The 6,227-nt window shown below is 40.6% G+C and carries 6 protein-coding genes; 5 read left to right on the top strand and 1 reads right to left on the bottom strand.

The genetic code is table 11. The features are described 5' to 3' along the window. Positions 1 to 191: 191 nt before the first annotated feature. Complete coding sequence (locus tag SLH55_RS23000; protein WP_320324555.1) at positions 192 to 1,940, top strand: ABC transporter transmembrane domain-containing protein; 1,749 nt, start codon at positions 192 to 194, stop codon at positions 1,938 to 1,940. A 3-nt stretch (positions 1,941 to 1,943) separates the two neighbouring features. Further along, complete coding sequence (locus SLH55_RS22995; RefSeq protein ID WP_320324554.1) at positions 1,944 to 3,749, top strand: ABC transporter ATP-binding protein; 1,806 nt, start codon at positions 1,944 to 1,946, stop codon at positions 3,747 to 3,749. An 87-nt stretch (positions 3,750 to 3,836) separates the two neighbouring features. Here SLH55_RS22995 and SLH55_RS22990 read toward each other — a convergent pair whose 3' ends face one another. Continuing rightward, entirely contained in the window at positions 3,837 to 4,016 is a 180-nt protein-coding gene (locus SLH55_RS22990) for an aspartyl-phosphate phosphatase Spo0E family protein (RefSeq protein WP_219168744.1), read from the bottom strand. 265 nt (positions 4,017 to 4,281) lie between these two features. Here SLH55_RS22990 and SLH55_RS22985 point away from each other — a divergent pair, with 265 nt between their 5' ends. The 3 genes from SLH55_RS22985 to SLH55_RS22975 all read left to right on the top strand — a co-directional run bounded on the left by SLH55_RS22985 (position 4,282) and on the right by SLH55_RS22975 (position 6,079). Continuing rightward, positions 4,282 to 4,989 carry a cytochrome c biogenesis CcdA family protein gene (locus tag SLH55_RS22985; RefSeq protein WP_219168743.1) on the top strand — a complete coding sequence of 236 codons (708 nt, stop codon included), beginning with the start codon at positions 4,282 to 4,284 and terminating at the stop codon, positions 4,987 to 4,989. 127 nt (positions 4,990 to 5,116) lie between these two features. Beyond that, positions 5,117 to 5,479 carry a response regulator gene (locus tag SLH55_RS22980; RefSeq protein ID WP_219168742.1) on the top strand — a complete coding sequence of 121 codons (363 nt, stop codon included), beginning with the start codon at positions 5,117 to 5,119 and terminating at the stop codon, positions 5,477 to 5,479. A 120-nt stretch (positions 5,480 to 5,599) separates the two neighbouring features. Beyond that, positions 5,600 to 6,079: a CcdC family protein gene (locus SLH55_RS22975; RefSeq protein WP_219168741.1), complete on the top strand. Its 480-nt coding sequence runs from the start codon at positions 5,600 to 5,602 to the stop codon at positions 6,077 to 6,079. Positions 6,080 to 6,227: the final 148 nt, after the last annotated feature.

The raw sequence follows: 6,227 nt of genomic DNA, 5'->3' as shown, positions 1-6,227 counted from the left end.
GAGTTAGATTTTTATCAAATCACTCGTTCGGATTTTTCTTTATCTGAAACCCTTTTGTCCCAGTCTCTTTTTTATAGACAACAGAACGTTCCATGCAAAAGCTTTTTAACCAAAATTAAAAATATATTTCTCATTATTTTGAAATTTGGTAAAATAAAGAGTCGATTTATTCATGATTCGGAGGGGACAGAATGAAGGTCTTTTTAGATTTGAAGTGGTTTTTTCTACAGGAGAAAAAGTCATATTTATCCGGAACCATCCTCCTGTTGTTGGTCGCATTTCTCCAATTGATTCCGCCCAAAATCGTTGGATTCGTGGTCGATTCAATAAAGGAACGGTCGTTGACAACGGATGATTTGGTTAATTGGATATTAATTCTGATAACTACAGCGCTAACCATGTATGGTCTCCGTTTTGTGTGGAGAATCATGATTTTCGGTTCCGCTACGAAGCTTTCTCGAATATTGAGGAATGAACTTTATCATCACTTTACGAAAATGTCGCCGGCTTTCTATCAAAAAAGGCGTGTAGGGGATCTGATGGCTCACGCAACAAATGATCTGCAAGCGATTCAACAAACTGCGGGAGTGGGCGTATTAACACTTGTAGACTCTTTATCAACGGGAGGCTTTGTTGTGTTGGCTATGGCGTTTACTATCAGTTGGAAGCTGACGCTCATAGCTCTTATTCCTATGCCTTTCATGGCTGTTTTGACGAGTTATTATGGTACGCTCCTCCATAAACGGTTTCATCACGCTCAGGAAGCGTTTTCGGCATTGAATGATAAAACCCAGGAAAGTGTTACAGGCATTAAAGTGCTTAAGACCTTTGGACAGGAAAAAGAGGAGATTGAGTCGTTCAGGGTGCAATCAGAAGAGGTGGTTCAGAAGAATATGTCTGTTGCAAGGGTAGATTCTTTATTTGATCCGACGATCTCGATCATCGTAGGAATTTCCTTCTTTCTTTCAATTGTATTCGGATCGAGGTTTGTGATAAGCGGGGAGATGACAATCGGTGAGTTGATTTCTTTTACGACTTATCTTGGACTCTTAATTTGGCCTATGCTTGCATTCGGATGGCTATTTAACATTGTTGAGCGAGGACGTGCATCTTATGAACGTGTTTCAGCCCTTTTGAATGAACAAGTGGACATTCATGATGATCCAGATGCACTTGATCAAGCTCCATCAGGGGATATTGAATACCATATTGATTCTTACTCGTACCCGGGTGAGGAAGTCCAGGCCCTTCTAGATATTCATTTAACTATAAAGGAGGGTCAGACCGTTGGTATCGTCGGAAAAACAGGAGCGGGGAAAACCACTCTGTTAAGGCTCCTCTTGAGAGAATTTGAAGGATACAAGGGAGAAGTCAGGTTCGGAGGCGAAATCGTCCAACGTTATAAATTAAGGTGTTTGCGTGAAAGTATCGGATATGTGCCTCAAGATCACTTTTTATTTTCTGCCACTATTGGTGAGAACATAGCGTTTTCTAATCCCTTATCATCAACAGAGGAAATCGAAATGGCAGCAAAACTTGCTCACGTACATGACGACATCAGCCGGTTTCCGAAAGGCTATGAGACAGTGGTGGGTGAAAGGGGAGTTTCATTATCTGGTGGACAAAAGCAGAGAATCTCCATTGCAAGGGCACTGTTATTAAAGCCTGAAGTACTAATCCTGGATGACTCCCTGTCAGCAGTGGATGCCAAAACCGAAGAGTCCATCCTTTCTTCCCTAAAACAAAATCGGGAAGGTAAGACGACGATGATCACATCTCATCGACTAAGTGCCATTCAACATGCAGACCTGATTGTCGTCCTGGAAGATGGGAGAATCATCGAAAGTGGTAATCATCTTCAGTTGATGAAGAAAAAAGGCTGGTATAAAGAAATGTATCTTCGCCAACAGTTAGAAGAACTCGTGGAACATGGAGGATAAGCGATGAATGGGATACAGACGATGTCACCGAAAGATCAGAGAAAAACTTTTTACCGCCTCATGAGGTATACAAAGCCCCATAAAAAGATGATAGTGGCCGCTTTTTCATTATTGCTTTTGACCACCACCGGAGATGTTTTTGGACCGATCATCATAAAAATATTCATTGATGATTATCTAACGCCGAGGGTATTCCCGTACGGCCCCCTTACAGGATTAGCCGGAGCATATTTATTGATTCAGGTTGGGAATGTTTTGATTACATATTTTCAGTTATTAACATTTCAACAGATCGCCCTGAAGATTATCCAGCAATTGAGGGTGGATGTTTTTACAAAGGTGCAAGGACTTGGTATGAAATACTTTGATCATACCCCGGCAGGGAGCATTGTCTCCCGAGTAACGAATGATACTGAAGCAATCAAGGATATGTTCGTGAGTGTCCTTGTAGCGTTCATTCAAGGAGCTTTCCTTCTAACGGGTATTTTCATTGCCATGTTTGTTCTAAACCCCCGGTTAGCTTTCTTCTGTTTATTCATACTGCCGGTTATTTTCATGATTATGAAATTGTATCGTTCATACAGCTCCATTTTCTATCAGGATATGCGGGAGAGATTGAGTCAGCTCAATGCAAAGCTCAGTGAGTCCCTACAAGGGATGTCGATCATTCAAGTATTCCGGCAAGAAAAAAGAATGAGGGAAGAGTTCGGGGATATTAATGAGAAACATTATCTGGCAGGAATGAGGAATATCAAAGTGGACGGATTATTATTAAGGCCGGCCATCGATCTTGTGTATGTGGCTGCCTTAATTGTCGTTTTAAGTTATTTCGGTATAACATCAATGGATTCTCCGATTGAAATCGGTGTCCTTTATGCATTTGTGAACTATCTGGATCGCTTTTTTGAACCAGTGAATCAAATCATGATGAGGTTGTCCATGTTTCAACAGGCGGTCATAGCCTCCTCGCGTGTTTTCGACTTATTGGATGAAACTCAAGAATCACCTGAGCAGACCATACAGAATGAAAGGAGTGAAACGATACGGAAAGGAGAAATTACATTTGCCAATGTTTCATTCTCTTATGATGGGGAAATGGATGTTTTAAAAAATATATCATTCACAGCAAGACCGGGTGAAACAGTTGCCCTTGTTGGACATACGGGGAGCGGTAAGAGCTCCATCATCAATCTGCTTATGAGATTCTATGAATTTAACCGTGGTACCATTCTAATAGATGGCAGGAGCATCAAGACCTACCCGATGGATGAACTTCGTCAGAAATTGGGGCTGGTCCTTCAGGATCCTTTCCTCTTTTATGGGAACATAAGGGATAATATCAAGCTGCATCACGCCAACATGTCTGATAAACAGGTTGAAGAGGCTGCAGCATTCGTACAGGCGAATGCCTTTATCGAGAAACTACCTGGAGGGTATGATCATCCTGTGGTTGAAAGGGGTTCTACTCTTTCAAGCGGTCAGCGGCAACTGCTCGCCTTTGCACGTACAATGGCAACCAGTCCTAAAATACTTGTACTTGATGAAGCTACAGCCAACATAGATACAGAAACGGAAGAGGCAATCCAAAGTGCCCTGACCAAAATGAGAAAAGGGAGAACAACCATCGCCATTGCCCACAGGCTGTCGACCATCCAGGATGCGGATCTTATCCTGGTTTTACACCATGGAGAAATTGTAGAGCGCGGCAGTCATCAGGAATTACTCCTTCAAAGAGGGATCTATCATAAAATGTATCTCCTTCAGAATGGGTTGACCCAAGGGATGGAAGATGCAGTATCGGGGGATTAAAAGGATAAAAGGAGACTCCGTATAGGCAGGAGTCTCCTTTTGTTTACCGTTCTTATATTAAAATATTAATTTATTTAAAAGGATAGATTAACTCATTTGGGGTGTGCAGCATTTTTTTATGTATTGAGAGTTGTAGCTATTTAACAGACGATCAAGTTCCTGACTAAATTGAATAGCTTGAGGTGACGTGAGTCCATTTTCAGCAACAATATCAATTAATTGAGCACGCTTTTTTTCAATTCGTTCGAGAAGCTCTTTTTTAGACACGGCTGTTTCCTTTCTTTTGTATGTCCTGTCAAGTGGAATACAAAACTAGTAATAACTGTAACTTTTTATTAGTATAACGAAAAGAGCACTATTTTTCAAAGTAAAATTAGCCGTTTTTAAAAAAGAAAAGAGACTTTAATACAAATGAAAGAGTCATATGGCATTGTAATCAAATGGTCACAAATCTTTCACACAATCATTCCTCATAGTTCAGGGCATTGTTTGATAGAATAGACATATATACTGAAAAGTAGGAGATGTAAAAATGTCTGACATTAATATTTTCTTAGCATTCGGGGCAGGATTCTTAAGCTTCATATCCCCATGCTGCTTACCCTTATATCCCGCGTTCTTATCTTACATAACCGGGATGAGTGTCAATGAACTGAAAACGGATAATGCCATGCTCCAGAGAAGAAGTTTATTACATACGTTATTTTTCTTGATCGGTTTTTCGGCCATTTTTATCGCCATCGGCTTTGGGGCATCATTAATTGGAAACTTCTTTTTGAACTATAAAGACCTGATTCGCCAGCTTGGGGCTATTTTTATCGTCATATTTGGTTTAGTCGTCATCGGCGTCTTTACACCCCAATCATTGATGAAGGACCGCAGATATGAATTTAAGAATAGGCCTGCAGGATATATCGGTTCCGTTCTGATCGGTATGGCTTTCGCTGCCGGATGGACTCCCTGCACAGGTCCGATCCTTGCTTCGGTACTGGCTCTGGCGGCAACGAATCCAGGTTCAGGCGTCATGTATATGACAGCATACGTATTAGGGTTTGCCATTCCTTTCTTCATTCTGTCATTTTTTATCGGAAAGATGCAATGGATCAGAAAGAACAGCGGGAAGATCGTGAAAATAGGGGGATACGTGATGATTGCTGTAGGAATCATGCTATTCTTTGATTGGATGACAGTCATTCTTGCGTACTTTACGACGATATTTGGTGGGTTTCAAGGATTTTAATGAGTTTTCAGTTGAAGATTTACAGAATAAATTGAATAATTATTACGTTTTATGGTATAGTTTAAATGGATTATTCAGGTAATTTTACTCAATGGACATCGATAGTGTATACGAGGAGGAAACATCTGTGGCAACGATACTTGTAGTGGATGATGCGAAATTTATGAGATTGACTCTTGGAAACATGCTTGCATCCAGCGGTCACGCAGTAGTTGGGGAAGCTGAGAATGGACTTATTGCCGTAGAGAAGTATCGTGAGCTTCAGCCAGACCTGGTAACGATGGATATCACCATGCCTGAGATGAATGGGATTGAAGCGGTTAAGGAGATTCTGGAAGAGTTTCCTCAAGCAAAGGTGATCATGTGTTCTGCAATGGGACAACAAAAAGTTGTAGTGGAAGCCATTGAAGCAGGAGCCAAGGACTTTGTTGTTAAACCATTTGACGAAGTGCGTGTAGATGAAGCTATTAAAAGGGTGTTGGGATCATAAATCCATGGAGAGATTGAAGTTTCTATTCATTCTCTCTTTTTGTGTTTTCGTTTTTTCTTGAATTAAGCTATAATAAGGAAAGGTATTTTAAAGTAGATTATAAAAGGATGATGATGCTGTATGATGATTGCTTCATCCATTGTAGCGATTTGTATGGGATTTATGGTGATTTTTATTAGGATGAAAGCACAGAAAAGACCGGTAAGCGGTAAGAAGATTATCTTACCACCACTATTCATGAGTACTGGTGCTTTGATGTTCTTATTCCCAGTCTTCCGTGTCAATATAAGTGAATTCTTAGAGGCGATTACTGTCGGTATGGTATTTTCCTTATTGTTAATCAAAACCTCTAAGTTTGAAATACGTGAAAATGATATTTATTTGAAACGCTCCAAAGCGTTTGCGTTCATTTTGATTGGTCTTCTGTTAATCCGTATTGTTGCCAAGTCGATCCTCAGTGCTTCCATTGACTACGGGGAGCTGAGCGGAATGTTCTGGATACTTGCATTTGGGATGATTGTTCCATGGAGAATAACCATGTATTTTCAATATAAAAAGCTCCACCAGGAAAATCAGGATCTTACGACTAATTCAATTTAATACTTCATTAAAAGCAGGTGGACGCCACCTGCTTTTTTTGTTTTTTCTATTCATTTGGCTGTTTTCGTTAACATTGTTGCTTTTGGATGTAGCGAGTGGCGGTTGATTTCCGCTACAGGTGCTCGCTTTCCGCGGGGCTGGCGGTGAG

The sequence above is a fragment of the Rossellomorea sp. YZS02 genome (genome assembly GCF_033963925.1).
In the GTDB taxonomy this organism is placed as follows: Bacteria; Bacillota; Bacilli; order Bacillales; family Bacillaceae_B; genus Rossellomorea.
Note: the sequence above shows the minus strand (reverse complement) of the source record. Positions and strands in the feature narration are given on the sequence as shown.